This window comes from Faecalibacterium sp. AF28-13AC, assembly GCF_003478405.1.
Classification (GTDB): Bacteria; Bacillota; Clostridia; order Oscillospirales; family Ruminococcaceae; genus Faecalibacterium; species Faecalibacterium prausnitzii_E.
Genome location: NZ_QUFG01000001.1, coordinates 164,918 through 190,128, shown reverse-complemented (window position 1 = coordinate 190,128; position 25,211 = coordinate 164,918). Strand labels below are relative to the sequence as shown.

Genomic DNA, 25,211 nt, shown 5'->3' with positions numbered 1-25,211 from the left:
GTCAGACGCAATGCCGTTCTATAATCCTCAAAACTGTTTTTATTCCGCAGCCGGGGCGTTCAGGTCATCCAGCGCCTTCTGCATGGTGCCGCACAGGTCGTTCTCCACGCAGATCTTCGCCTGACGGATGGCGTTCTTGATGCCCTTGGCCTTGGAGGAGCCGTGGGCCTTGATGACCGGCTGCTTTGCACCCAGGAAGGGTGCGCCGCCGTACTCCTCGCTGTCCATCTGGTGCTTGAGATCGGACACGCCGCTCTTGAGCAGCAGATAGGCCACCTTGCCGCCAAGGTTCCGGAGGAACATCTCCTTGAGCATCCCCAGCAGCATTTTGGCCACGCCCTCGGTCAGCTTGAGAATGACGTTGCCGGTGAAGCCGTCGCAGACCACGACGTCCACCTCACCATTCGGCACGTCGCGAGGCTCGATGTTGCCCACGAAGCGGATGCCGGGGGTGGTCTTGAGCAGCTGGTGGGCCTCCCTGAGCACCGGAGTGCCCTTCGACTCCTCTGCGCCGTTGTTCGCCAGCGCCACGCTGGGCGAGGTGCGGCCCTCGACCCTGTTCACGTAGCAGCTGCCCATGACGGCGAATGCGGCCAGCATTTCAGGGCGGCACTCAACGTTCGCGCCGCAGTCCAGCAGCAGGTAGGCCTGCTTTTTGGCGGGCACCATGGTGGCCAGCGCCGGGCGCTTGACACCCTTCAGGGTGCGGACGATGAGGCTGGCACCCACATGCAGTGCGCCGGTGCTGCCGGCAGAGACAAAGGCGTCGCCCCGGCCCTCCTTGAGCAGGTTCAGGCCCACGACGATGGAGGAATCCTTCTTGCTGCGGATGGCACGGGCAGGCTCATCGCACATCTCGATGGTCTCGGTGCAGTTCACCAGCTCGATGCCGTCCAACGGGATGTTGTGCTCTGCGGCGGTCTTGCGGACCAGCTCCTCATTGCCCACGCCGATGAGCGAGACGCCATACTCCTTGACGGCTGCGGCTGCGCCTTCCAGCACAGCCAGCGGGGCGTTATCGCCGCCCATCATGTCCACGATGATCTTCATAGTAATTCTCCCTTCTGTTTCTGGGATGTTCAGCCTCTCCGTCATCGCTGCGCGATGCCACCTCCCCTAACAGGGGAGCTGTCTGCGAAGCAGACGGAGAGGTTCTTTTTTACAGAGACGTTTCGTCCAGCCACTGCTGGAAGCTGGCCACGGCACGTTCGGCCACAGCCATGTAGCGCAGGCGCTTGTCGCGCGGGCGGGTCTCGGCGGGCAGCGGGGGCAGGATGCCCATATTCGCGCCCATCGGCTGGAAGTGCTTGTTCTCGGTGGTCAGATACTGGAGCAGCGCACCGCACATGGTGTCCGCCGGGGGCGGGGGCAGCTGCCTGCCGGTCAGGCGGGCATACAGGCTGCGGGCCGCCAGCAGACCGCAGGCGGCGCTTTCCATATAGCCCTCAAAACCGGTGATCTGGCCCGCAAAAAAGACGTTGGGGTGCTCGTTCAGGAAAAGGCCCGCGTTCAGCACACGGGGCGCATCGAGGAAGGTGTTCCGGTGCATGACGCCGTACCGCACGAACTCGGCGTTTTCGAGGCCGGGGATCATGCGGAACACCCGCTTCTGCTCGCCCCACTTCAGATTCGTCTGGAAGCCGACGATATTGTACAGCGTCCGCTCCTTGTTCTCGGCGCGGAGCTGGACGTTCGCCCAGGGGCGGTGGCCGGTGTTGGGGTCCACCAGACCCACCGGGCGCAGCGGGCCGAACCGCATGGTGTCGGCACCGCGGGCCGCCATGATCTCGATGGGCATACAGCCCTCATAGACCGTGACGGTGTCGGCCTTTTTGCCGTGGGCATCCGGGTCGGGCGCGGCTCCCTGCTCGGCACCGGCGTCAAAATCGTGGAGCGGGGCGCGCTCGGCAGACGCCAGCGCTGCATGGAATGCCTCGTACTCGGCCTTGTTGAACGGGCAGTTCAGGTAATCCGCCTCGCCCCGGTCGTAGCGGGAAGCGGCGAAGACCCGGTCGTAGTCCAGGCTTTCGGCCGTGACGATGGGGGCCACAGCATCGTAGAAATGCAGCCGCTCGTCGCCGGTCAGGCGGCCGATCTCGTCGGCCAGCGCACCGTCGGTCAGCGGGCCGGTGGCCACCAGGATGGGAGCGCTCTCGTCGATCTGCTCCACCCGCTCCCGCCGGACGGTGATGTTCGGGCACTGCTCCACCCGGCGGGTGACGGCAGCGCTGAAGGCGTCGCGGTCCACGGCCAGCGCGCCGCCGGCGGCCACGCGGGCCTCCTCGGCGGCAGACAGCAGCTGGCTGCCCATCCGGCGCATCTCCTCTTTCAGCAGGCCGGAAGCGGAATCCAGCCGCTCCGCTTTCAGGCTGTTGGAGCAGATCAGCTCTGCAAAGCCTTCGCTCTTGTGGGCCGGGGAAAAGTGGGTAGGCTTCTGCTCACAGAGCGTGACGTCCACACCCTTGCCCGCCAGCCAGAGCGCCGCCTCGCAGCCCGCCAGACCGGCACCTAAAACTGTTACATGATATTGACTCATTGATGTTTCCTTTCATCAAGCACTCTCCGTTATTGCCTTTTGGCAAAGAGGAAAACTTTATCGTACTCGCTGAAAAAGCCCGCCCTTTGGGAGAGCCGGACGCGAAGCGGCCTGAGCTGGTCTTACTCCTTCTTCGGCACCGGCATCTCGAACCCGCAGCCCTCCTTGGCGCAGTAGAGCTTGGAGCCCTTGCGGAAGAGGGTGGAGCCGCACTTTTCACACTTGGTGGGGACGGGGGTATCCCAGGTCATGAAATCGCAGTCGGGGTAGCGCTCGCAGCCGTAGTAGATGCGGCCCTTGGCGCTCTTGCGCTCCAGCATACGGCCCTTGCCGCACTTGGGGCAGATGCCGCCGGTGTCCTTGACCAGGCGCTTGGTGCCCCGGCACTCCGGGAAGCCGCTGCAGGCCAGGAACTTGCCGTACTTGCCCACCTTGATGACCATGGGACGGCCGCACAGGTCGCAGACCTCGCTGGACGGCTCGTCCGGCACCTTGACCTTCTTGCCTTCCATGTTCTTTTCTGCCTGTTCGAGGCTGGCTGCAAAGCCCTGATAGAAGTCGTCCACGGTCTTGTGCCAGTCGGCCTTGCCGCTCTCGACCTTGTCGAGGTTCTTCTCCATCTCGGCGGAGAAGTCCACATCCACGATGTGGGGGAACTGCTCCAGCATCAGGCCGTCCACGGCGCGGCCCAGCAGGGTCGGCTTGAGCTTTTTCTGGTCGCGCTCCACATAGCCGCGGTCGATGATGGTGGTGATGATGGGCGCATATGTGGAGGGGCGGCCGATGCCGTTTTCTTCCAGCGCCTTGATGAGGGTGGCTTCGGTGTAGCGGGCGGGGGGCTGGGTGAACTTTTGTTCGCTCTTCAGCTCCCGCAGCTTGAGCACCTGGCCCTGCTCCAGCGGGGGCAGGCTGGTTTCCTTCTTTTCCTTCTCGTCCGTGGCCTCCTCATACAGGGCGGTGAAGCCGTCGAAGGTGACGGTGTAGCCGCTGGCCTTGAACCGGTAGCCGCCCGCATACACGGTCACGGACACGGTGTCCTGCTGGCAGTCGGCCATCTGGCTGGCCATGAAGCGGCTCCAGATCATCCGGTAGAGCTTGGCGGTGTCGCCGCTGATGCTCTTGTCCACCTCGTCGGGCGTCAGGGACGGCACCGAGGGGCGGATGGCTTCGTGGGCGTCCTGCGCAGCGGTCGCGCTCTTGGTCTTCCAGGTGCGCTTATAGGGGCAGATATACGGTTCGCCATAAGCGCCCGCAATATACTCCTTGGCTGCGTTTACCGCTTCGTCGGAGATGCGCAGGCTGTCGGTACGCATATAGGTGATCAGACCCATGGTGCCGTGGCCCGCGATGTCCACGCCTTCGTACAGCGTCTGGGCCGCGCGCATGGTGCGGGTAGCCGTAAAGCCCAGGCGGCGGGATGCCTCCTGCTGCAAGGTACTGGTGATGAACGCCGGGGTGGGCTGCTTGGCGCGCTTGCCTTTTTTCAGCTCACCCACCGTGTACTCGGCCCCTTCCAGCCCCTTTTCGATGGCGCGGGCCTCGGCCTCGGTGTGCGGCAGCAGCTTTTTGCCCTTGTCGTCGGAGGCCAGGCGGGCCGTGAAGCTCTTGTGCCCCACGCCGAGGGTGGCATCCACATTCCAGTATTCTTCGGGCTTGAAGCCCTCGATCTCCTTTTCGCGGTCGTCGATGAGGCGGACGGCCACGCTCTGGACACGGCCGGCCGACAGGCCCCGGCGGACCTTCCGCCAGAGGAACGGGCTGAGCTTATAGCCCACCAGACGGTCCAGCACACGGCGGGCCTGCTGGGCGTTGAACAGGTCTTCGTCGATGGCGCGGGGATGGGCCATGCCCTCCTGCACACCCTTTTTCGTGATCTCGTCGAAGGTCACGCGGTTGGGCTCATGGGGGTCCAGGCCCAGGATATTGGCCAGATGCCAGCTGATGGCTTCGCCCTCACGGTCCGGGTCGGTCGCGAGAAGGACGCCGTCGGAGTGTTTGGCCTTGCTCTTCAGCTCCTTGATGAGCTTTTCCTTGCCCTTGATGCTGATGTACTGCGGCGTATAGCCGTGCTCGACATCAATGCCCAGCTGGGAGGCGGGCAGGTCGCGGATGTGGCCCATGCTGGCCGTCACCTCGTAGTCGCTGCCCAGATATTTGCCGATGGTTTTCGCCTTTGCAGGCGACTCCACGATCACCAGTTTTGACATAGTTTCTCTCCTATATAAAAAACCTTGCCATCTGCTGCCCGGCCTGCCAAAGGCTCCCCGCTCCGGGGCACCGGCATCGCGCAGCGATGACTGAGAGGTTTGAATGCTCAACTTAACATGTGCGCACCTAGCGCAGAATATACCGTTTGCCCGGCAGGCAGGCCACCCGGCCGGTCAGCTCCAATTTCATGAGCGTGCCCAGCAGCAGCGCAGTGGGCAGGCCGCTTTGCAGGCCCAGTTCCTCCACGCCCTTCGCTTTGGCCCCGATGCAGGCCAGCACCTTCCGCTCGGTCTCGCTCATCGCGGCAGGTGCCGGTTGGGGCACCGCCGGGCGGAGCGCAGCCGGGGTCAGGTGGAGCGTCTCAAACAAATCTTCCGCCTTGCAGACGGCCTTTGCCCGCCCTTCCCGCAGCAGGCCGTTGGTGCCTGCGGAGTTGGGCGAATAGATGCTGCCCGGCACCGCAAACACCGGCTTGCCATACCGCTCCGCATGGCCCACCGTGGACATGGTGCCGCTTTTTTCCTGGGCTTCCACCACCACCAGCGCCATCGACAGCGCCGCAATGAGCCGGTTGCGCTGCAAAAAGCCCACGCGGCCAATGGCTGCACTCTCCGGCGGATACTCGCTGATGACGCAGCCGTTGGCCTCGATCTTCCGGCGCAGTTCCCGGTTGGTGGCGGGATAGGTCTTGTCGATCGGGACGCCCAGCACCCCGATGGTGGGGCGGTCTTCCCGCACGGCGGCACGGTGCCCAGCGCTGTCGAGGCCGTCGGCCAGGCCGCTCACCACGATGGCACCGGCTCTGGCCAACCCCCGCCCGATGTCCTCTGCGGCCTGCAGGCCGTACTCGGTGGGCTTGCGGCTGCCCACCATCCCCACGGTACCGGGCTGGTTGAGCCAAGCCGGGTCCCCGGTGCAGTAGAGCACCAGCGGCATATCCGGGATGCGGGTCAGCGCCAGCGGATAGTCCGGGTCTTCATAGGTCAGAATGCGGATATTCCGGGCCGCACACCGCCGCGCAAAGGCGCGGTAATGCTCCGGCGTGTGGTCGGGCAGGAGCGCCCGCTGCGCTGCCCCCGGCCCTGCCGCGCGGCGGAACGCATCGCTCCCCCGCTGCTCCCACGCCTCCTGCGCCCCGCCAAACGCATCCAGAACGCTGCCGTTGTGGCTGCTGCCGACGCCCAGCGTCCCGGCCAGCCAGAGCCAGCAGAGCAGCGGGTCGGGGGCCGGTTCGGGCGGGAAGAAGCTGGTCTGAGCCCAGGCAGGGTCCGGCCCGCTCACAGGCTCTCCTCCCGGAAATGCCACAGCAGGATGCTGCCCGCGATGCCCGCATTCAGGCTCTCGACCCGGTCGGTCATCGGGATGCGGACGGTGCCGTCGCAGGCGGCGATGGCCGCATCGGTCAGGCCCTGGCCCTCGCTGCCGATGACGACGCAGACGCCGCCCGGATAGCGGGACGCCGCCGCGCTCAGCGGCTGGGACTGGTACAGCGCCGCCGCAAGGCAGATGATGCCCTTTTCCCGCAGGGCTGCGATGGCCTCCGGCAGGGCTCCGGCCTCAATGACCGGCACCCGCACCGCCGCGCCCATGGAGGCCCGCAGGGTCTTGGGGGCAAACGGAGATGCACAGCCGTCGCTCAGGAGGACGCCATCAAAGCCGAATGCCGCCGCCGAGCGCAGCAGAGTGCCAACATTGCCGGGGTCCTGCACCCGTTCCAGCGCCAGATACCGCCCGCCGGTGCGCACCTCATCCAGTGTATGCACCGGGGTGCGGAACACGCCGAACACTCCCTGATGGGTGCCCACATCGGCGAGCTTGTCCGCCACATGGTCCTCCACCAGATAATGTTCACCGGGCAGCGTGAGCAGCTCCGGGCATTTTTCGGCAGCGGCCCCGGTGTAGAACAGCGTTTCCAGCTCAGCCCCGCGGCAGAGCTCCGGGCAGAGCTTGCGCCCCTCGGCCAGAAAACACCCCTCGCTGCGGCGGAAGGCCGCGCTGGAAGAAAGGCGGCAGGCGTATTTGATCTTCGCGTTGTCCCGGCTGGTGATTTTTTCGTCCATGCAGGCTCCTCCCGAATCCAGAAAGATACAAAAAGGACGCCCGCGTAATCATACGCGCGGGCGTCTTTGTCAAGTTCTATTAGGCGTTCTTGACGGTCTCGACCAGAGCTGCAAAGCTCTGAGGATCGTTGATGGCCATCTCGCTCAGCATCTTGCGGTTCAGCTCGATGCCTGCCTTCTTCAGGCCAGCCATGAAGGTAGAGTAGTTCATGCCCAGAGGACGGACCGCATTGTTGATGCGGGTGATCCACAGGTTGCGGAACTGACGCTTCTTCATGCGGCGGCCAGCCAGAGCGTAGTTGCCGCTCTTCATGACCTGCTGCTTGGCCATCTTGAAGTGCTTGCTCTTGCAGCCGTAGAAGCCCTTTGCCAGCTTCAGCATCTTCTTGCGACGTTTGTGAGTCATCGTAGCGCCCTTAATACGTGCCATTTTATATATCTCCTTTAGTTTCTGTCAATGTCTTGGTTGTGCGTGCGGCTCGCTTACTCAGGCGTAGGGCAGCATGCTCTTGATGGTAGCTGCGTTGGTCTTATCAACGTAGCTGGGCTGACGATAACCACGGGTCAGCTTGGTGGTCTTCTTGGTCAGGATGTGGCTGCGGAATGCGTGGCCGCGCTTGATCTTGCCGTTCTTGGTCAGCTTAAAGCGCTTCTTAGCGCCGGAGTGCGTCTTCAGTTTCATCTTAGCCATTTTAGTTTCCTCCTAAAATTAGTCCTTATTGGGTTTCGGGATCAGCAGAATGGACATCGTGCGGCCCTCAAGCACCGGCGGCTTATCCATGCTTGCCTGGGGCAGAGTCTCGGCAAAGCGTTTCAGCACGTCAGCACCCAGAGCGCTGTGCGCCATCTCACGGCCGCGGAAGCGGATCGAAGCCTTCACCTTGTGGCCGGCTGCCAGGAACTTGGCGGTCTGGTTCACTTTGGTGTTGAAGTCGTTGGTGTCAATGTTGAGCGAGAGGCGGGTCTCCTTGACTTCGACCACCTTCTGGTTCTTCTTGGCTTCCTTCTCCTTCTTCTGCTGTTCAAAACGGTATTTGCCGTAGTCCAGCACCTTGCACACAGGCGGTACAGCCTGCGGTGCGATCTTGACCAGATCGAGGCCGGCCTCCTCAGCAGCGCGCATGGCCACCTGAATGGTGACAACGCCCTTCTGCTCGCCGTCTGCTCCGATCAGGCGAACTTCACGATCACGGATCTGGCCGTTGATCTCCAGTTCCTTCGACTTTCCAGCGGTAGCGATAATGAATGCACCTCCAAACAATAATCCATAGTGTTGCAATATTTGGCATAGAAAACGCGGCCGCCCATGTTTCAGGACAGCCGCGCAAAATTCACTCAAAAGCGCAGTTCGCACAAAACGAACCGGTTTTTCGTATAGCCCGGAGGATGTTGTCCCTCACAAGGCGAGCGCGGCCAGGCCGTAGCTGCTTTCTTTACCGGAACAGTTTACCACACCCAGCAAAGCCTGTCAAGCATTTTTATGTGATTTTGCAGAAAATTATCCCAACCTCTCAGTCTGCTTCGCAGACAGCTCCCCTGATAGGGGAGCCCTTGGCAGGCCGGGCAAGCCCTGCTATCCGCATAGGCCAAATCGGGCGCAAGGCGCCGGGCCCTGTTCTCCTTGGCAGCAGTTGCGGGACTGCGCTCTAACAGGGATGCTGAGCCAGCAACCGTGAATCTCGGCAGCGGAGCCCGGCCGTTTACGAATACGAAAAACTTTGCTCGTCCAGTACGACCATCACCGACTCGCCAGTGGTCGTCCTCCCTCTGTCGCTATTCGCGACATCTCCCTCCGGCCGGAGGGAGTCTTTCCTACCAGGGGAGCTGGCGAGCCGTAGGCGAGACTGAGAGGTTTATACCTCGATCAGCTTTCCCAGTTCCAGCGAATAGATGCCCTTATAGGTCACCTTCTTCGGCGCAAAGCGCTTGTCGATGGCGAGGGCATACAGGTTGAGCTGGGCGCGGTAGGCGGCGAGGAAGTCAGCCTCGGTCTTGCGGCGGTCGGTCTTATAATCCAGCAGTTCGAGATGGTCCGGGAAGACAAGCACGATGTCCGCAATGCCCTGCACGAGGACGCTGGCTTTCGCCGCTTCGCCCTCCGGGGCCGCGCTGCCCTGTGCAGCCAGCACCGCCGAGGCGGGCAGGGCCGTGATGAAGGCCAGCTCCCGCAGCACGGCATCCGCCGCACAGATGCGGGCAAAGGCATCGCTCTCGGCAAAGCGGCGGATGCGGCGGACGTCCAGCTTTTCCGCGATCTCCGGCGGGGTCAGCTGCACGGCCACCTGACGGTCCCGTTCGGCGCAGATAGCCTCATCGAGGGTGCCGGATGCCTTTGCAGCGGCAAGGGCGGCAAAGTCGGCGTGTTCGAGGAAGGCATGCAGCGCCGTGCCCATCTCTGCGGCCGTCAGGCCATCTTTGGAGAGGAAGCCGGGGCGCTCCAGTGTCGTCTGCTCCCGCTTATGCACGATGCTCGTGACGCTGACCTTGGCGGGCACTGCCGCCAGCGAAGCCGCCGGGTACTGCCAGGCAAAGCCCTGCCGCAGCTGTTCCGTCAAGACCGGGTCGGCGGCGGGGGCTTCCGGGGCCGGGGCTTCTTCCGCTGCGGGCCGGAGCTCTTCCGGAGCCTCTTCAAAGGAAAAGTCGATGGTGCTGCGGGTGTCCGCAAACGGCAGTTCGAGGTTCTCGGCCAGGCGGCGCAGCGGCCCGCCGTTGGGGTGGACGAGCAGGGCCATGCGCAGCCAGTCGGCGAAGCTGTTGGCCTGCCGGTTCAGCGTCTCCCCTGCGCCCGCCGCGAGGAAGGCCGCTGCTTTCGCCAGCGGGTTGGTCGTTTTGGTCATGCCCAGCGGGATGGTCAGGATCAATTTGTCCTGTGCGCGGGTGAGCGCCACATACAGCAGGCGCATCTGCTCGCTGCGCAGTTCGGCGGCGTGGACATTGGCCAGCGCCGCGTAGGCCGCCGTTTTATAGGAACCTTCGCCGTCTTCGGGGCGCAGACGCAGCCCGGCCCCGTACACTCGATGGAGCAGCACCGGCTGGCGGGTATCGGCGGCATTGAACCGCCGGGCCGTATCGGCCACAAAGACCACCGGGAACTGCAGGCCCTTGGAACGGTGGATGGTCATGATGGTCACACAGCCGGGGCGGGAGCCGCCGGGCACGGTCTCCTGCCCGGTGGAGCCTGCCTGCGCGGCGGCGTCAATGGCGCGGATGAGGCCGGAGATGCCGTTTGCCCCGGCCCCGGCGCAGAAGGACGCGAACCGCCGGGCATCTTCCCGGCGCTTGGTGCCATTCTCCATCACGCCCAGCGCGGCCAGATAGCCCGTGGACGCAAAGATCTCTTCGAGCAGCTGTTCCACCGGTACGCTCCGGGCCATCCGGCGCAGCTCGGTCAGCCGGGCATAGAACGCCCGGACTTTCTGTTCAAAGGGGCTTTCCTCGGCGCTGTTCACGGTCAACAGCAGTGCCCCGTACAGGCTCATCCGCTGGCGGTGCTGCGGTGCAGGCGTCTCCCCTGCCGCCTCCTGTGCGGCACGGCGGGCCTCGTCCTGCTGTTTCTGCAATTCCTCCGCGCGGGCACGGAGGCGGACCAGGTCGTCGTCCGTAAAGCCGAACAGCGGGCCCAGCATGGCGGCGGCAAGATAGATATCCTGCGCCGGGTTGTCGATGACCTTCAGCAGTGCGATCAGGGGCCGGATGTGGGGCGCATCCAGCAGATTTTCGCGAGCGTCCGCATAAACCGGGATGCCGTGGGCGGTCAGGGCTTCCACATAGGCCGGGAAGTCGCCGCGCGCCGCCAGCAGGATGCAGCAATCCTCGTACTGCACCGGGCGGGTGGAGCCGCCGTCCCGCACCTGCTCCCCGGAGGCCATCAGGGCTTCGATCTTCCGGGCGATGCACTCTGCGTCCGTCTCGGCGGTGTCGTCGGGCAGGAAGCAGGCCTCCACGCTGCCTGCATATTCGCCCGGTGCGCCGCAGACCAGCCGCTGGCCGTCGCCGTAGGCCGTATCGCCCAGGGCGGGGGTCATGAGCTGCTCAAACAGGAAGTTGATACCCCGCACCACTTCCGGCGCACTGCGGAAGTTCGCATCCAGCGCCAGCAGCGCGTTCTGGCCGGGCGTTCCTTCCGCCGGGCGGGGGCGGGCCGCGCCGCCGGGCAGGAGCGGCCAGGCATCCAGCTTTTCCCGGAAGATACTGGGGTCTGCCTGCCGGAAGCGGTAGATGCTCTGTTTTAGATCGCCCACAAGGAAGAGGTCGTCCCCGGCGGGCGAAGCCAGACAGCGGTAGAGTGCGTCCTGTAAGGCGTTGGTGTCCTGATACTCGTCCACCATGACGGCCGCGTAGTTCTGCCGGATGGTCTCGCAGAGCGGGGTGGGGGTGCCGTCCGGGCTGCGGAGGAGCCGGAGCGCCTGATGCTCGAAGTCACTGAACTCCAGCAGCTTCCGCTCCTGCTTTTTGGCCGCAAAGCGGGCATCGAACGCCCGCACGGCGGCAAACAGGGCCCGCAGGCGGGGCAGGGCGGCGGCGCGGTCGGCTTCGGCCTCGTCTTCACTGCAAGAGATCAGTTCCAGGATCTGCCCGAACAGCGCAGCCGCTTCGTCGGCGCGGGTCTTGACGGCGGCTTTGTGCTCTCCGGTCAGCCGCTTCTTCATTCCCTTCAGGCCGGGCATCGGCTCCATGCCGAGCACATAGGGGGTGAGCCGGTCGTAGAGCGGGGTCCACTCCCCTGCTTCGGCCAGCCGTTCCACCTCGCCCAGCAGGGCAGCGGCCGCTTCGAGCCGTTCCAGCGGTTCGGCGAATTTATCGTTGACGCCTGCCACGGCCTTGGCGCGGGCGGCATCGGTCTTTCCTTTATTCTCGGCCTCGATGCGGGCCAGGACGAGGTCTTCTTTGCAGTCGTTCCAGGCGGCGCAGAACAGCTCCCGCCCGGCTCTGGCAGCGCGGACCGCCTCGGCCAGCAGCAGGTCGTGCCAGCAGGTCGCATCGAATCCATGCCCGGCCTGCCACGGTTCCAGAAATTCATCCAGCTTGCGGTCGTAGTCGGGCAGGGCGCGGAGAAAATCGTAGACGTGCAGGATGGTATCCCCGGCGGCTTTGTCGCTGCGGCCCTTGCCGTAGAGGTCTGCAAAGGCGCAGAAATCCGGGTCGGCATAGGCCTGTTCCAGCGTTTCGGCCAGTGCCGCCGCGCGCAGGGCCGCCACACTGCCGGGGTCGGCGGGGGAAAAGTCCGGCGGGATATCGAGCGCCTGGAAGTGCTTGCGCAGAAGGTCCAGGCAGAACGCATCAATGGTGCAGATGGGGGCGCGCTGCAGCAGCATCCGCTGGCGGCGCAGAGCCGTGTTGCCGGGTTCGGCCTGGCTGCGGCGGAGCAGTGCCTGCCCGATGCGGGCCCGCAGCTCGGCTGCGGCCGCGTTCGTAAAGGTGACGATGAGCAGTTTGTCGGCGTCGATGGGGCATTCCGGGTCGGTGATGAGCCGGACGGCGCGTTCGGTCAGCACCGCCGTCTTACCGCTGCCCGCAGCCGCACTGACCAGCAGCGCACCGCCCCGGTCGTCGATGGCGGCCTGCTGGGCGGCTGTCCATTTGGTTTCACTCACGGCTGTTCCTCCTTTCCTTCTTCCGGCGGGGTCTCAGGGACTTCAAAGGGCTTGGCCGGAGCATCCAGTGCCCGCTCGCCGATGCCGTTCTCGTGGCAGCAGATGAAGCTGTAATCGCACCACAGGCAGGGGCTTCGGCCCGTGACCAGCGGTTCGGCGGCGATCTGCCCGCCGTAGAGCTGCTCCCCCATCCGGGTCACGAGGTCGTCCAGATGCAGCCGGATGCGGTCAAGCTTGGCGCTGTCGGCGCGTTTGTCCTTCTGGTAGGGGCTGGGCACACCGCGCAGATACGAGAAGGGCAGATACCGCCCCGTCTCGTCGGCGTCCATGGCGCGGAACAGCTTCTGCTCGTCCCGCACCAGGCCGTCCAGCTTGTATTCCACGCTGCGGGCTGCGTTGGCGCGGGTGGTGTTCTCCGGGGCCGGGTCGGCCAGCAGATACAGAACGCCCGCCGGTTCCGCCCCGGTAAAGCGGCCGCTGCCGTCCCGCGTCAGGCTGAACAGATAGAGCAACATCTGGCAGTCGAGGCCGCAGTAGACCTCCTTCAGGTCCAGTTTTTTGCTGCCGGTCTTGTAGTCCACGACCCGCACCCAGCGGGTGCCGTCCTCCTCGACCCACTCGTCGGCGCGGTCCACGGTGCCCACCAGCTGGACGGTCCGTCCATCCGAGAGGTGATAGGTCTGGGCGCGGACGCCGTCCCCGCCGCTGCCGATCTTCAGCTCGCAGGCCACAGGCCGGAAGCTGGACTGGCGCTGTTCATCCCGCAGGTAACACAGCAGGCTCGCCATGCTCTTTTTCAGGCGGGAGAGCAGGTAGGCAAAACGGGCTGTGTCTTCGGGCAGATAGCGGCGGGCGTATTCGTCCACCAGAAGCCCCGCCAGCTCCGCCATGGCGTCGTCGTCCAGCTCGATGAAGGGAGCCAGCATGGCGGCGCAGGGGTTGTCCGGCGCAGGGTCCGGGTCCAGTGCCATCTGCAGCACCCAGTGCATCAGGCTGCCGCTCTGGTCAGCCGAAAGCTCGGCCCGGCGGCGGGGGCGCAGGCCCAGCACGTACTGCAAAAAGTAGCCGTACCGGCAGGTATAATATTTTTCCAGCTGGCTCGGCGAGATGCGCAGCCGCCGGCCCAGCAGTTCTTCCAGTGCATCCAGGTCGCTGACCTGCCGGGGCGAAGCGTCCGCCATCCGGCGCAGCAGCTTCAGGCCCTCCGGCTCCTCGCCGCCGGGGGTGCACAGAGCCTCGGTCAGGCTGGCGCGTTCCGTTCCGGTCAGGGGCCATCCGCCGCCCAGGCAGTCGAGGCCGTCGGCAGGGGTCGCGGCCAGGTCGGGCAGAGCCAGCTCCGGCGGAGCCGGTTCCAGCGCCTCCACGATCGGCTCCAATGCCGCGCAGAGGGTCTGCCCCTGCCCCTTGGGCCAGCTCAGCCACAGCCCTCTGGCCGGGGCGGTGAGCGCCTTATAGAAGCAGACCTGCTCGCGGACCACCCGGTTCTCAAAGCAGTCGGGCAGGTCGATCTTCTGCGCCATCAGGGCGTCGCGGTCGGCGTGGGTCAGCAGGCCCGTCTCGCCGGGGGCTGTGGGGAACTCGCCCTCGGCAAGGCCCAGCACAAAGACATAGTCCGGCTCGTCCAGCCGCATCTTGCCCGCGCTGGCCAGCACCACGGCGTCCAGCGTCTGCGGGATATGCCCCAGGTCGGACGAGCGCAGCAGCAGCCCGAACAGGTCTTCGTATTCGGCCACCGTCACGGTCTGCTCGCCCAGCAGGCGGGCCATCTCGTCCAGCAGCTCCATGACCACGTTCCACTCGCGGGCGGCCTCTTCCGCCGCCGGGATGCCCCGTGCCGCGCGGATGGCTTCCACCTGCGCCGCCTGCTGTTCCTCTGCGCCCAGCTCTCTGAGGCAGAAGTAGAGCGCGCGGCTGATGGCCTCGGCGTTGGCGTTCCGCACCTTGCCGCGCAGGGCATCGGCGGCGTTCACCAGCAGGGCGCGGGCCTTTTCGGCATCGGACAGGTTCCGGGCGTCCTCTTCGGTCAGCTCCCGATCACCGAAGCCTTTGGGGTCGTTCCGGAACGCTGCCCGCCATGCCGCCGCATTGGGCGACCAGGTATAGGCGTAGTTTTCGAGGGCGCAGACCTCTTCTTCGGTCAGGGCGCACAGGCCCGTTTTGGCCAGCGTGGTCAGATTCTCGGTCAGATCGGCCCCACGGGCCAGCGCCAGCAGCGCCCGGACCGCCGTGGCCGGGGCGCTGAACTCCGGGGTGGTCGGCTCATCGCAGTAGAGCGGGATGCCCGCCATCCGGAACTCATACCGCACGGCGGCGCGGTACTTGCCGATGTCGCGGCAGACCACCGCGATCCTGCCGCACCGCACCCCCTGCCGCATCAGGCGGCGGATGGCACCAGCGGCGGCGCGGGCCTCCTCTTCCCGGCTGGGCGCAGCAAACAGCCGCACCTCGTCCGCCGGCGCTTCCAGCGGTGCACAGGTGCCGGTCTCCAGCAGCGCGGTCACTGCCGCAAGGCCGGGGGCCTCGGTGTGCCGCAGGTCCCGCCGGAGCAGCTGGGGCGCAGCCACCTCGGCCCCATTTTTGCGGGCCAGCTGGCGCAGCTGCACGGCCACCTGCTTGGCCCCAGAAAACAGGCTCACATCGCCGGGCACGAGCGGCGCCCCATCGTCGCACAGGGCCACCGTCACCCTGGGCAGAGCGGCCAGCAGCACCCCTAGCAACCGCTTTTTGGGCGCGTTGAAGGTATCGAACTCGTCGATGAAGACCTCCCGCTCCTGCAAAAATCCCGGCACTGCGCCGCAGGCCAGCGCCTCTTCGAGCCGCGCTCCGGCCAGCTCCAGCCGGTCGGCGGGGTCCATGCCGCTGCGGGCGAGCAGGGTCTCGTAGCCCTGAAAGATCAGGGCCAGCTCCCCCAGCTTGCCGCTCTCGGCCCCGCAGCCTTTGGCAAGGTCAGCCAGCTGCTGGCCGGACAGGCCCGCGCTCTTGAGCTCGTCAATGGTCTCGGCGGCCATCTGGCAGAACGCCGCGCTCCGCCGGTTGCGGTAGTAGTAATGGACGTTTTCCTGCAATTCCTCCAGTGCGCGGCGCACCAGCACAGTGCGGCCTGCGTCCGAAAGGGTCTGCACGGCTGCGCCGCCCTCCACGGACAAGATCTTCTCGGCCAGGCTCGTGAATGAAAAACTCTCCACCATGCCGGAAAGCGCATCGCCCAGTTCGCGGTAGATGCGCCCCTCGGTGGAGGAGGTGAACTGTTCCGGCACCAGCAGGATGCTCTTCTGCCCCGCCTCGGCGCGGGCACGGATGCGGTGATACAGCAGCGTCGTCTTGCCGCTGCCCGACCCGCCTAAGACCAGTTGTAACATAAAAACCTCTCTTTGCTTGCCTGCCCTCTCCGTCATCGCGAAGCGCCTGAGAGGGCGTGACCTATTCTTATTGTAACACAAAATTGCAAGAACATCTATTCTGTGATACACTGGGGAAAACCGAATGGGAAAGGATGCCATTATGAAGATATTAGCCGTTGACTACGGAGCCAGCCGCACCGGCCTTGCCACCTGCGACGCCTCCGAATTTCTCACCACCGCCATCACGCCGCAGATCACCCTGAAAGCCCGCCCGAAGGTGGCGGCGCGGGTGTGCGAGATCGCCGCCGAGATCCATGCCGAGCTCATCGTGGTGGGCCTGCCGCTGAACATGGACGGCACCGAGGGCGAGCGCGCCGAAAAGAGCCGCAAACTGGCCAAGACGCTGCAGATCTGGAGCGGCCTGCCCGTCCGGATGTGGGACGAGCGACAGTCCACCTGCGAAGCCGCCGATATCCTCTCCGAGACCGGCACCTTCGGCGCCCGGCGGAAAGAGATCCTCGACTCCGTCAGCGCCACCGTCATCCTCGAAGATTACCTTGCCTGGCGCAAAGAACACCCCGGCGAAATCTGAGCAGCAAAAAAGGCTCCCACTGCTACGGGAGCCTTTTTGCATTGCGCAGTTGTTATTGATACGTCTCGATGCTGACGCTGTGGATGGTGATGGCCTCGGTGGGCTTCTGGTTCTCATCCACCGCCGTCTGGGCGATGTTGTCCACGATGTCCATCCCCTCGTACACCTGGCCGAAGACGGTGTCGGTGTAGTCGAGGTAGGGTGCGCCGCCCGCCGTCTGGTAGGCGGCCACGACCTCTGCGCGATAGGAGGCCGCGTTCATCTGGTCCACAAGCTCCTGCGTCACGGAATCGCCGCCGGGCAGCGATTCCATCACATAGAAGACGCTGGCGCACTGGCCGGAGGCATCCGTGGCCGCACACAGCGCCCCGGCGTAGTGATGGAGCCGGTCGGTGGCCTCAATGGGGTAGCGGCTGCCGTTCCAGATGGTAGCGCCTTTTCCATCAGCCCCCTGCCCGGCCTCGACGAGAAATTCGTTCTCGACGCGGGAAACGGTCAGGCCGTTGTAGTACCCCGCCTGCGCAAGGCCGATGAAGTTGTCGCAAGCCTGCGGGGCCAGCGTGGGGAAAAGCACGGCCTTGAACACACCCGCCGAGGTATCGAACACCGCGATGGTGTCGCCCGCCGCCGGGTGGGTGAACTGCACCTCGGCGGACTCCACCGCCGGGCGGGAGATGGATTTCGGCCCCGAAGTGCCGCTGAGCTTGTCCTTGAGCGAACAACCCGTCAGCGCCACACAGCCCAGGAGCGCCAGCACCGCCAGCGCTTTTTTATAAAAACGATTCATAACTCTGACCTCTCGGTGAATAGCATAGTAACAGCTTCCCGCTCGCCCGGAACCGAGCAGGCGGTACACAGAGTTCAGTATAGCATATTTCTGCGCCGGATGCGAGAGGGAAATGCGTGAAAATTTGTCCGCAGATTTCTGTGCGAAAAACATCTTGACGAGCGGGCAAAAAAACGCTACACTATAAGCACAGCAAGGGCCTGTGGGAGCACAGAAAGCCCCGGCTGCCCCAACTTTATTTTTCGTTTGTAACAGGAGAACGTATCTTATGGCAGAAGAGATCAAGAACCTGAACGCCGAAGAGGAATATCAGCCCGATCTGATGACCCTTGAGGACGAGGACGGCAACGAAGTCACCTTTGAGGTGATCGACGCGCTGGACCATAAGGGCGTGCACTATATGGCCGTCGTGGAATACGCCGAGGACGAGGAAGACGTGAACGAGGATGCTCAGCTCGTCATCCTGAGCGTCGGCGAGGACAGCGAGGGCGAATATCTGGATGTCGTGGAAGACGACGAGACCCTGCTGGAAGTCAGCAAGCTGTTTGAGAAGCGGCTGAGCGACCAGTTCGAGATCGAGTAAGTTTTTCAGACGATTGACCCGTGCAAGACTTCCTGCCCGGCTCGATTTGTTGCGGTTTATATGATCCTACTAATCATTCAACGGGAGCCCGGCGTTCGCCGGTGGATTGCAGACCTCCCCGCTGTGGGCTCGACCCCAGAGGTTCGATGAGGAAGCGTGAATCCGGAGACAGGGCACCCACCTGTCCGCAAGGGTAGGTTTGATTGCCGCAGACGACCGGGCGGGATCTTTTTATAGGGACTTCATCCACCGCTGTCCTCTGCCAGGAGGAACAGTGTGTGGATTTTTTTATACCCTCTCAGTCTCGCTGCGCTCGCCAGCTTATCCCCTTCTGGCGCAAATGTGCCACCTCCCCCGGCCGGGGGAGTCTTTCGAAAGGGAGAGCCCTTGGCAAGCCGGTTTTGGCTATTGGTTTTCGCCCTGCGGGCTCTTTTGCAGCAGGGCTTCGCGGATTTGTCAGCGTGTTTGAAAGGATGTGCAATTGCGGCATGAAGTCTGAGCATCTGGTGGGGACGAACATCCCCCGATTCACCTACGACACCCCCACGGTACCGGAAAACGATTTTTATGCCCTGTGCGAGGGCAGCCGGCCCCTGTGCATGATCTTCCTGCCGGGGTTCGACCATCCCGTCAGCCGTGAGTACATCACCCGCTACCTCAAGACCCTGCCCGCCCTCAAGGGCGCACGGCTGGCCTGCGTGGTGCGGTCCAGCGCCAAGGCGGTGGCCACGGCCACCCGTGGGTCGGAGTTTCCCTTCCCGGTCATCTGCGACGGGCCGGGTGTGCTGTACGGCTATCTGGGCGTGGAGCAGACCCGCGGCCTGCTGAGCTGGAGCTTCGCGGCCCAGAAGATCTACAAGGCCGCCAAAGATGCCGGTTATCACTACGACAAGTCTGCCCCGCAGATCCTGCCGCTGACGCTGGTGGTGGGCCCCATGGGCAGAATCCTGTTCACCCATTCCGGCCGCAGCCAGACCGACCTGCCCGAAGACTGCGCCGCTATCCACGAGGTCGTCCGGGCCGTGGAGGCAGCTACCGTTCAGGTCCGCACCGACGCGAACCCCCACTGCTCCGACGAGACCCTTACCCTGCCCGACCTGATGGGCTGGGATGACGGGACCTGACCCAGCAAAAGAGCCACGGCTGCGGCCGTGGCCCTTTTTTGTTCGTCTCACTCGATGTCGTCGTCCGTGAACAAGCCCGGAATGCCGCAGACTGCGGCGATGCCGACCACGGTGAAGACGATGCGGGACCAGATGGAGCTGCTGCCACCCAGCAGCCACCCCACAAAATCGAACTGGAACAGCCCGACCAGGCCCCAGTTGATGCCGCCGATGATCATCAAGATCAGGCACACTTTATAAAAGGTCTGCACAAAAAGACCCCCTTTCCTTTGGGAATAGCATTTCCCAGGAAAGAGGGTCTTATTCCGTTTTGTGTTACAGCATCCACTTCGGGGCGGTGACCCGTGCACCGCCCTTGTCGGGCTGAGCCACATAGACCTGCGGCCAGCGGGTCTTCAGGGCCGCAGCCGCCGAGCGGGCTTCGGCTTCATCGGCAAAGATGCCGAACACCGCTGCGCCGCTGCCGGTCATCAGGGCCGTGAGCGCACCGTGTTCGCAGAGCGCAGCCTTGATGGCCTCATTGTCCTTGGCACCGCTGCACTCTTCCAGCGCGTTGCCTGCGGCGGCGCAGACGGCGGCCAGATCTTCGGCGCGGATCGCGGCTTCCTGCGCCTCGCAGTCGGGGTGGCGGCTGCTGCCCACCCGGTCATAGGCCGCAAAGGCCTCCGGGGTCGAGACACCGTAGTCCGGCATGACCACCGTGAACCAGCAGTCCGGGCAGGGCGGCAGAGCTTTCATCACATCGCCCACGCCCTGCACCCGGCAGGTGCCGCCCATGAGGGCAAACGGTACATCGGCACCGATTTTGGCACCCAGCGCGCAGAGCTCGCTCATGGACAGATGTGCCCCATACAGAGCATTCAAGCCCACGAGGACGGCGGCGGCATCCGCACTGCCGCCCGCCATACCGGCCCGCACGGGCACGTTCTTATAGATGGTGATGTCCACGCCCGCCAGCAGGCCGGTGTAGCGGAAGAACGCGATGGCCGCCTTGATGGCGGTGTTGCTGTCGTTGGCGGCGACCGGGCTTCCGGGCAGAGAGAGGTTCAGGCTGCTGCTGCGGGCCAGCACCACCTTTTCATACAGGGTGATGGCCTGCATGGTCATGTCAAGGTCGTGGTATCCGTTGGGCAGAGTACCCACCACGTCCAGCGCCAGATTCAGCTTGGCAGGGGCCAGAACGGTCACGCGGTTCAGTTTTGCCATTTTCAACTCTCCTCACTGCGGCATTGCGATGCCGTTTTCCTCCAAAAAGGCGCGGATGCGCTTCATGGCTTCGGTCAGATGCTCCACCGAGTACGCATACGACACGCGGCAGTACCCCTCGCCGGAAGCGCCAAAAGCATCGCCGGGCACCAGTGCCACGTGCTTCTGCTCCAGCAGCCGGGTGCAGAACTCCTGGCTGGTCATCCCGGTGGACTTGATGCAGGGGAAGGCGTAGAACGCGCCCCGCGGCTCAAAACAGGTCAGGCCCATGGCGTTGAAGCCCTTCACCACCAGACGGCGGCGCATGTTGTACTCATCCCGCATCCGGTCGATCTCGCCGTCGCAGTCCTTCAGGGCCGTGATGGCGGCATACTGGCTGGTGGTGGGGGCGCTCATGATGGCGCTCTGGTGGATCTTGGTCATGATCTTGATGATGGGAGCCGGGCCGCAGGCATAGCCCAGACGCCAGCCGGTCATCGCATAGCTCTTGGAGAAGCCGTTCACCACGATGGTCCGCTCGGCCATGCCGGGCAGGGTGGCAATGGAGACGTGCGGCCGCAGGCCGTAGTTCAGCTCGGCGTAGATCTCATCCGACAGCACCAGAACGTTCGTATCCCGCAGAACGTCCGCGATTGCTTCGAGGTCTTCCTTCTCCATCACGGCACCGGTGGGGTTGTTCGGGAACGGCATGATGAGCAGCTTGGTCCTGGGGGTGATGGCCGCCTTCAGGGCCTCCGGGCGGAGGCGGAACTCATCCTCCTGGCGGCAGGCCACATGGACCGGCACACCGCCTGACAGGGTGGTGATGGGCTCATAGCAGACAAAGCACGGCTCCGGGATGACGACCTCATCCCCCGGCTGCACCACGGTGCGGATGCACATATCAATGGCCTCGCTGCCGCCCACGGTGACCAGCACCTGGCTCAGCGGGTCGTAGTGCAGGTTCATCCGGCGCTCCAGATAGCGGCAGATCTCTGCGCGCAGCTCCTTCAGGCCCGCATTGGCGGTATAGCGGGTGCGGCCGTGTTCCAGGCTCTCGATGCCGGCCTCGCGCACGGACCAGGGCGTTTTGAAATCCGGTTCGCCGACGCCCAGGCTGATGCACTCCGGCATATCGGCGGCAAGGTCGAAGAATTTGCGGATGCCGGAGGGGCGCATGGCCGCAGCGGCAGGCGCGATCAGTTTATCGTAATCCATCACAGCACGGTGCACTCTCTTTCATCGATTTCGTCGTCCTGGTAGAAGCGGCCCTCTTTCTTATAGGTACGCAGGACAAAATGGGTGGCCGTGGACAGCACGTCATCCAGCGGGCTCAGGCGCTTGGCCACAAACAGGGCGATCTCCTGGAAGGTCTGCCCCTTGATGACCAGCTGCAGGTCGTAGCCGCCGCTCATCAGCAGCACGCTCTCCACCTCGTCAAAGGCGGCGATGGTGGCTGCGATCTCGTCAAAGCCGCGGCTCTTCTTGGGGCTGACGTTCAGTTCGATGACGGCCTCCACCCGGTTCACCCCGGCCTTTTCCCAGTCCACAAGGGTCTTGTAGCCCTTGATGATGCCCTGCGCACGGGCCAGGTCGATCATCGCCGCCACCTCAGCGGGGGATTTATTCAGCATCGTGGCAATGTCCTCGATCGGCAGCCGCGCGTTGTCTTCCAGAAGTTTCAAAAGCTGTTCCATCGTCGTTACTCCTTTGTATCCGCGGCGTACCGCGTCGATTTGTATCTTTCAGTATAGCACAAGCGCGCCGTATTTGCATCTTGTTTTTTAGATAGACCGTCTTTTCCGCTCAGTTCTCGTTCTTTTTTCCAAAAAGTGTGTTCAAAAACCGGTAAATCTGCTATACTGGAAGGGACTTCAGCCTCTCCGTCATTGCTTCGCAATGCCACCTCCCCTAACGAGGGGAGTCCTTGGCAGCCGATTTCACTTCATCTTGATGCCAAAGGCTCCCCTGCCAGGGGAGCTGGCGGGCGCAAGCCCGACTGAGAGGTTTTCACATTGACTCAATGGGGGTAAGGAATATGAAAGCATTCATCACGGTCATCGGCCACGACACTGTCGGCGTCGTCGCAAAAGTTGCTGCCCTGTGCAGTGAGCTCAACATCAACATCGAAGACGTGACCCAGAGCATCCTGCAGGGCATGTTCGCCATGATCATGCTGGTGGACATCAGCCATTGCAGCGTCAGCCACGAGGAACTGCACAACCGCACAGACGCCCTGGCCAAGGAGATGGGGATGCAGATCAACGTCACCCGTCAGGAAGTGTTCGACGCGATGCACACGATCTAACCTCTCCGTCATCGCTGACGCGATGCCGCCTCCCCTATTGAGGGGAGGCCTTGGCAGGCCGGTTTTGAACGTGCTGACCGCCTGCGGCTCCAAAGCAGCCGGGTTTCGCGTTTTTGTCAGCGACAGAGGAATCTAAGAGAGAAGGGAATCTATTATGAGCATGATGAATACCGGTGACATCCTCGAAACCATCGAGATGTTCACCCAGGACAATCTGGACGTGCGGACCGTGACCATGGGCATCAGCCTGCTGGACTGCATCGACCCGGACCCGAAAAAGGCCTGTGAGAAGGTCTACAACAAGATCGTGACCAAGGCGGCCAATCTGGTGCCCGCCGTGGAGCACATCAGCGCCGAATACGGCATCCCCATCATCAACAAGCGCATCAGCGTGACGCCCATCGCCATGCTGCTGGGTGCCTGCCCGGATGCCGACCCGGTGGACTTTGCCAAAGCACTGGACGCCGCCGGCAAGAAGGTAGGCGTCAACTTTGTGGGCGGCTACACGGCCCTTGTGCACAAGGGCTTTTCGGCGGGCGACCTCCGGCTCATCGAGTCCATCCCCCGCGCACTGGCGGAGACCGACATCGTGTGCAGCTCGGTGAACATCGGCGCCACCAAGGCGGGCCTGAACATGGACGCCATCAAGCTGATGGGCGAAGCCGTCAAGAAGGCCAGCGAGCTGACGGCAGACCGCCAGTGCATCGGTGCGGCCAAGCTGGTCGTCTTCTGCAATGCGCCGGAGGACAACCCCTTCATGGCCGGTGCGTTCCACGGCCCCGGCGAGCCTGACTGCGAGATCCACGTCGGTGTCTCCGGCCCCGGTGCAGTGCGCGCCGCGCTGGCCAAACTGCCCAAGGATGCCCCCATCGACGAGGTGGCCGAGCTGGTCAAGCGCACGGCGTTCAAGATCACCCGCGTGGGCCAGCTGGTGGCAAACCTCGCCTCCAAGGCGCTGGGTGTGCCCGCCGGCATCATCGACCTGTCGCTGGCCCCCACCCCGGCTGTGGGCGACAGCGTAGCCAACATCCTCGAAGAGATGGGCCTTGAGACCTGCGGCTGCTGCGGCACCACAGCCTGCCTGGCCCTGCTGAACGATGCCGTCAAGAAGGGCGGCGTCATGGCCTCCAACCACGTGGGCGGCCTGTCCGGTGCCTTCATCCCCGTCAGCGAGGACGACGGCATGATCCACGCAGCGGAGTGCGGCTGCCTGACCATCGAAAAGCTCGAAGCTATGACCGCCGTCTGCTCGGTGGGCATCGACATGGTCATCATCCCCGGCGACACCACCCCTGCCGTCATCAGCGCCCTCATCGCCGACGAAGCCGCCATCGGCATGGTCAACAGCAAGACCACCGCCGTCCGCGTCATCCCGGCCATCGGCCGCAAGGCAGGCGAGATCCTGGACTTCGGCGGTCTGCTGGGCTATGGCCCCATCATGCCGGTCAACCAGCGCGACCCGTCGGTCTTCATCAACCGCGGCGGCCGCCTGCCCGCCCCGATGCAGTCGCTGAAAAACTAAGAATAAAATCCCTCCCGCAGACCCAGACTCTGGATAGTATTTCCAGAGAAAGGGTCTGTTTTTTATGTACAGCCGCATTTTATCCCGCCGCCAGATGACCGTCTGGTGCATCACACTCAGCGGTGCGCTCGCGCTCTGCATCGGTCTGCAGGGCCTGCTGGGCTGGGGCCGCACCCAGCTCGACACCGGAGCCGCGCTTGTCGCCGACACTCTGCGGCTCCACATCCGCGCTGCCAGCGACACCACCGCCGACCAGACCGACAAGCTGGCCGTGCGGGACGCCGTGCTCGCGTATCTGGACACAGCCTGCCCGGCGGCAGACCAGCCCGCCGCCCTCCGCTGGGCTGCGGCCCATCTGTCTGAGCTGCAGCGGGTCGCCCGCACCGTGCTGGCCGGTCGCGGCAGTTTTGCACCGGTGCGGGTCTATCTGGTGGAAATGTACTTCGGCACCACCCGCTACTCTGCCTCGGCCCTGCCCGCCGGGCGGTATCAGGCCCTGCGCATCGACATCGGCGCAGCCCCCTATGGCCGGAACTGGTGGTGTGTGCTCTACCCCGGCCTCTGCCGCACCGCCTGCGGCGGCTATGCCGCCCCCGCCGAGAACGACCTCGTCTGCGGGCGGTATCTCCTGCGGTTCAAATGCGTGGAGTGGTGGCAGAAGCACACCGCCCGCCGGGAAGACGTCATCCTGCTGGGATGACCTCTCCGTCCCCGCATCCGCGATGCCGCCTCTCCCGGCAGGAGAGGCCCTGGCCGTCGGGCATTGCCTGCTGGATCTGACAAAGGTCCCAACGCACACTTCCACCTTCCGCCGCATAAGCTCCTGGTGGAAGGAGTGTGAGTTTGACCATGGCAATTCCGGCCTATTATTCCCTCATCCAGCGCGGCTCCACCGGCCCCGACGTAGCACTGGTGCAGACCTGGCTCAACGGCCTGCGCGACACCTGCACCTGGTATCACGAACTGACCACAGACGGGCGGTTCGGCACCAAGAGCGTGAACGCGGTGAAGGAGTTCCAGCTCAAAAACGACATGAATGTGGACGGCAAGGTGGGCGCGAACACCTGGAACGTGCTCTACACCAAGTACACCGCCAAACACGGCCTGCACGTCCCCTACCCCGGCATCGTGCTGCGGCAGGGCAGTTCCGGCGGCACGGTCCGGCTGGTGCAGCAGAAGCTGAACGCGCTGGGTGAAAAGCTCTCCACCGACGGCAAATACGGTGCTTCCACCGCAGCCGCTGTGGAGCGCTACCAGCGCCGCAACGGCCTCACTGCCGACGGCGCAGTCGGCAAAGCCACCTGGGAGAAGATGTTCTGACGACGGCCCACCCTCTCCGTCTGCTTCGCAGACAGCTCCCCCGAAGGGGGA

The 25,211-nt window shown here is 64.1% G+C and carries 22 protein-coding genes and 1 other RNA gene; 8 read left to right on the top strand and 15 right to left on the bottom strand.

Annotated elements, in window-relative coordinates; genetic code table 11:
- Positions 1 to 39 precede the first annotated feature (39 nt).
- From plsX to DWY95_RS00880, 10 genes are all read right to left on the bottom strand, one after another.
- On the bottom strand, positions 40 to 1,050 hold the full coding sequence (gene plsX / locus DWY95_RS00925; protein WP_118551593.1) for a phosphate acyltransferase PlsX: 1,011 nt from the start codon (positions 1,048 to 1,050) through the stop codon (positions 40 to 42).
- A gap of 109 nt (positions 1,051 to 1,159) precedes the next feature.
- On the bottom strand, positions 1,160 to 2,536 hold the full coding sequence (gene trmFO, locus DWY95_RS00920) for a methylenetetrahydrofolate--tRNA-(uracil(54)-C(5))-methyltransferase (FADH(2)-oxidizing) TrmFO (protein WP_118551591.1): 1,377 nt from the start codon (positions 2,534 to 2,536) through the stop codon (positions 1,160 to 1,162).
- Between the two features lie 122 nt (positions 2,537 to 2,658).
- Entirely contained in the window at positions 2,659 to 4,743 is a 2,085-nt protein-coding gene (gene topA, locus DWY95_RS00915; protein WP_118551589.1) for a type I DNA topoisomerase, read from the bottom strand.
- Between the two features lie 127 nt (positions 4,744 to 4,870).
- Positions 4,871 to 6,025, bottom strand: coding sequence for a DNA-processing protein DprA (gene dprA / locus DWY95_RS00910; protein WP_118551587.1), 1,155 nt, complete (start codon positions 6,023 to 6,025; stop codon positions 4,871 to 4,873).
- On the bottom strand, positions 6,022 to 6,804 hold the full coding sequence (locus tag DWY95_RS00905) for an RNA methyltransferase (RefSeq protein ID WP_118551585.1): 783 nt from the start codon (positions 6,802 to 6,804) through the stop codon (positions 6,022 to 6,024). Before DWY95_RS00905 ends, dprA begins: the two co-directional genes overlap by 4 nt.
- A gap of 79 nt (positions 6,805 to 6,883) precedes the next feature.
- The gene (gene rplT / locus DWY95_RS00900) at positions 6,884 to 7,234 is read right to left on the bottom strand and encodes a 50S ribosomal protein L20 (RefSeq protein WP_097792734.1); all 351 of its coding nucleotides are present in this window, start codon (positions 7,232 to 7,234) and stop codon (positions 6,884 to 6,886) included.
- A 57-nt stretch (positions 7,235 to 7,291) separates the two neighbouring features.
- On the bottom strand, positions 7,292 to 7,495 hold the full coding sequence (rpmI, locus tag DWY95_RS00895) for a 50S ribosomal protein L35 (RefSeq protein ID WP_005928215.1): 204 nt from the start codon (positions 7,493 to 7,495) through the stop codon (positions 7,292 to 7,294).
- An 18-nt stretch (positions 7,496 to 7,513) separates the two neighbouring features.
- A complete protein-coding gene (gene infC / locus DWY95_RS00890) occupies positions 7,514 to 8,065 on the bottom strand; it encodes a translation initiation factor IF-3 (protein WP_081027701.1) in 552 nt (183 codons plus the stop codon).
- Between the two features lie 592 nt (positions 8,066 to 8,657).
- Complete coding sequence (locus DWY95_RS00885) at positions 8,658 to 12,398, bottom strand: UvrD-helicase domain-containing protein (RefSeq protein WP_118551583.1); 3,741 nt, start codon at positions 12,396 to 12,398, stop codon at positions 8,658 to 8,660.
- Positions 12,395 to 15,757, bottom strand: coding sequence for a PD-(D/E)XK nuclease family protein (locus tag DWY95_RS00880; RefSeq protein ID WP_118551581.1), 3,363 nt, complete (start codon positions 15,755 to 15,757; stop codon positions 12,395 to 12,397). The genes DWY95_RS00885 and DWY95_RS00880 overlap by 4 nt, the downstream gene beginning before the upstream one ends.
- 142 nt (positions 15,758 to 15,899) lie before the next feature.
- Between DWY95_RS00880 and ruvX the strand changes: the two genes are divergently transcribed.
- Positions 15,900 to 16,331 carry a Holliday junction resolvase RuvX gene (gene ruvX / locus DWY95_RS00875; protein ID WP_118552058.1) on the top strand — a complete coding sequence of 144 codons (432 nt, stop codon included), beginning with the start codon at positions 15,900 to 15,902 and terminating at the stop codon, positions 16,329 to 16,331.
- Between the two features lie 52 nt (positions 16,332 to 16,383).
- On the opposite strand, the gene DWY95_RS00870 is transcribed toward ruvX, so the two are convergent.
- Complete coding sequence (locus DWY95_RS00870) at positions 16,384 to 17,118, bottom strand: peptidylprolyl isomerase (protein WP_118551579.1); 735 nt, start codon at positions 17,116 to 17,118, stop codon at positions 16,384 to 16,386.
- Positions 17,119 to 17,386: 268 nt separating this feature from the next.
- On the opposite strand from DWY95_RS00870, the gene DWY95_RS00865 reads away from it, so the two are divergent.
- The 3 genes from DWY95_RS00865 (at position 17,387) to DWY95_RS00855 (ending at position 18,825) form a co-directional block, all read left to right on the top strand.
- Positions 17,387 to 17,701 (top strand): DUF1292 domain-containing protein, encoded by a 315-nt coding sequence (locus DWY95_RS00865; RefSeq protein WP_118551577.1) that lies wholly within the window; start codon positions 17,387 to 17,389, stop codon positions 17,699 to 17,701.
- A gap of 26 nt (positions 17,702 to 17,727) precedes the next feature.
- Positions 17,728 to 17,932: non-coding RNA, 6S RNA (gene ssrS / locus DWY95_RS00860), on the top strand.
- Between the two features lie 257 nt (positions 17,933 to 18,189).
- The gene (locus tag DWY95_RS00855; protein ID WP_118551575.1) at positions 18,190 to 18,825 is read left to right on the top strand and encodes a hypothetical protein; all 636 of its coding nucleotides are present in this window, start codon (positions 18,190 to 18,192) and stop codon (positions 18,823 to 18,825) included.
- 47 nt (positions 18,826 to 18,872) lie between these two features.
- Here DWY95_RS00855 and DWY95_RS00850 read toward each other — a convergent pair whose 3' ends face one another.
- The 4 genes from DWY95_RS00850 to DWY95_RS00835 all read right to left on the bottom strand — a co-directional run bounded on the left by DWY95_RS00850 (position 18,873) and on the right by DWY95_RS00835 (position 21,707).
- Positions 18,873 to 19,076: a DUF378 domain-containing protein gene (locus tag DWY95_RS00850; RefSeq protein ID WP_097792741.1), complete on the bottom strand. Its 204-nt coding sequence runs from the start codon at positions 19,074 to 19,076 to the stop codon at positions 18,873 to 18,875.
- A 64-nt stretch (positions 19,077 to 19,140) separates the two neighbouring features.
- Entirely contained in the window at positions 19,141 to 20,031 is an 891-nt protein-coding gene (gene ispE / locus DWY95_RS00845) for a 4-(cytidine 5'-diphospho)-2-C-methyl-D-erythritol kinase (RefSeq protein WP_118551573.1), read from the bottom strand.
- Positions 20,032 to 20,043: 12 nt separating this feature from the next.
- On the bottom strand, positions 20,044 to 21,228 hold the full coding sequence (locus tag DWY95_RS00840; RefSeq protein ID WP_118551571.1) for an aminotransferase class I/II-fold pyridoxal phosphate-dependent enzyme: 1,185 nt from the start codon (positions 21,226 to 21,228) through the stop codon (positions 20,044 to 20,046).
- Positions 21,228 to 21,707: an Lrp/AsnC family transcriptional regulator gene (locus tag DWY95_RS00835; RefSeq protein ID WP_055190616.1), complete on the bottom strand. Its 480-nt coding sequence runs from the start codon at positions 21,705 to 21,707 to the stop codon at positions 21,228 to 21,230. The genes DWY95_RS00840 and DWY95_RS00835 overlap by 1 nt, the downstream gene beginning before the upstream one ends.
- 341 nt (positions 21,708 to 22,048) lie before the next feature.
- Here DWY95_RS00835 and DWY95_RS00830 point away from each other — a divergent pair, with 341 nt between their 5' ends.
- The 4 genes from DWY95_RS00830 to DWY95_RS00815 all read left to right on the top strand — a co-directional run bounded on the left by DWY95_RS00830 (position 22,049) and on the right by DWY95_RS00815 (position 25,160).
- A complete protein-coding gene (locus tag DWY95_RS00830; RefSeq protein WP_097792745.1) occupies positions 22,049 to 22,318 on the top strand; it encodes an ACT domain-containing protein in 270 nt (89 codons plus the stop codon).
- A 154-nt stretch (positions 22,319 to 22,472) separates the two neighbouring features.
- The gene (locus tag DWY95_RS00825) at positions 22,473 to 23,840 is read left to right on the top strand and encodes a PFL family protein (RefSeq protein WP_097792746.1); all 1,368 of its coding nucleotides are present in this window, start codon (positions 22,473 to 22,475) and stop codon (positions 23,838 to 23,840) included.
- 64 nt (positions 23,841 to 23,904) lie between these two features.
- Positions 23,905 to 24,540, top strand: a complete 636-nt coding sequence (locus DWY95_RS00820; RefSeq protein ID WP_243082498.1) for a stage II sporulation protein R — start codon at positions 23,905 to 23,907, stop codon at positions 24,538 to 24,540.
- Positions 24,541 to 24,689: 149 nt separating this feature from the next.
- The gene (locus DWY95_RS00815; protein ID WP_118552054.1) at positions 24,690 to 25,160 is read left to right on the top strand and encodes a peptidoglycan-binding protein; all 471 of its coding nucleotides are present in this window, start codon (positions 24,690 to 24,692) and stop codon (positions 25,158 to 25,160) included.
- The last annotated feature ends 51 nt before the right edge of the window (positions 25,161 to 25,211 follow it).

Excerpts from the sequence above, each read along its gene's own strand:
- topA (WP_118551589.1), bottom strand. The coding sequence starts at position 4,743 with ATGTCAAAACTGGTGATCGTGGAGTCGCCTGCAAAGGCGAAAACCATC.
- trmFO (WP_118551591.1), bottom strand. The coding sequence starts at position 2,536 with ATGAGTCAATATCATGTAACAGTTTTAGGTGCCGGTCTGGCGGGCTGC.
- rplT (WP_097792734.1), bottom strand. The coding sequence starts at position 7,234 with ATGGCACGTATTAAGGGCGCTACGATGACTCACAAACGTCGCAAGAAG.
- ispE (WP_118551573.1), bottom strand. The coding sequence starts at position 20,031 with ATGGCAAAACTGAACCGCGTGACCGTTCTGGCCCCTGCCAAGCTGAAT.
- DWY95_RS00840 (WP_118551571.1), bottom strand. The coding sequence starts at position 21,228 with ATGGATTACGATAAACTGATCGCGCCTGCCGCTGCGGCCATGCGCCCC.
- plsX (WP_118551593.1), bottom strand. The coding sequence starts at position 1,050 with ATGAAGATCATCGTGGACATGATGGGCGGCGATAACGCCCCGCTGGCT.
- ruvX (WP_118552058.1), top strand. The coding sequence starts at position 15,900 with ATGAAGATATTAGCCGTTGACTACGGAGCCAGCCGCACCGGCCTTGCC.
- DWY95_RS00830 (WP_097792745.1), top strand. The coding sequence starts at position 22,049 with ATGAAAGCATTCATCACGGTCATCGGCCACGACACTGTCGGCGTCGTC.
- DWY95_RS00880 (WP_118551581.1), bottom strand. The coding sequence starts at position 15,757 with ATGTTACAACTGGTCTTAGGCGGGTCGGGCAGCGGCAAGACGACGCTG.
- DWY95_RS00870 (WP_118551579.1), bottom strand. The coding sequence starts at position 17,118 with ATGAATCGTTTTTATAAAAAAGCGCTGGCGGTGCTGGCGCTCCTGGGC.
- DWY95_RS00820 (WP_243082498.1), top strand. The coding sequence starts at position 23,905 with ATGTACAGCCGCATTTTATCCCGCCGCCAGATGACCGTCTGGTGCATC.
- DWY95_RS00815 (WP_118552054.1), top strand. The coding sequence starts at position 24,690 with ATGGCAATTCCGGCCTATTATTCCCTCATCCAGCGCGGCTCCACCGGC.
- DWY95_RS00865 (WP_118551577.1), top strand. The coding sequence starts at position 17,387 with ATGGCAGAAGAGATCAAGAACCTGAACGCCGAAGAGGAATATCAGCCC.
- rpmI (WP_005928215.1), bottom strand. The coding sequence starts at position 7,495 with ATGGCTAAGATGAAACTGAAGACGCACTCCGGCGCTAAGAAGCGCTTT.
- DWY95_RS00905 (WP_118551585.1), bottom strand. The coding sequence starts at position 6,804 with ATGGACGAAAAAATCACCAGCCGGGACAACGCGAAGATCAAATACGCC.
- DWY95_RS00835 (WP_055190616.1), bottom strand. The coding sequence starts at position 21,707 with ATGGAACAGCTTTTGAAACTTCTGGAAGACAACGCGCGGCTGCCGATC.
- DWY95_RS00825 (WP_097792746.1), top strand. The coding sequence starts at position 22,473 with ATGAGCATGATGAATACCGGTGACATCCTCGAAACCATCGAGATGTTC.
- DWY95_RS00855 (WP_118551575.1), top strand. The coding sequence starts at position 18,190 with ATGAAGTCTGAGCATCTGGTGGGGACGAACATCCCCCGATTCACCTAC.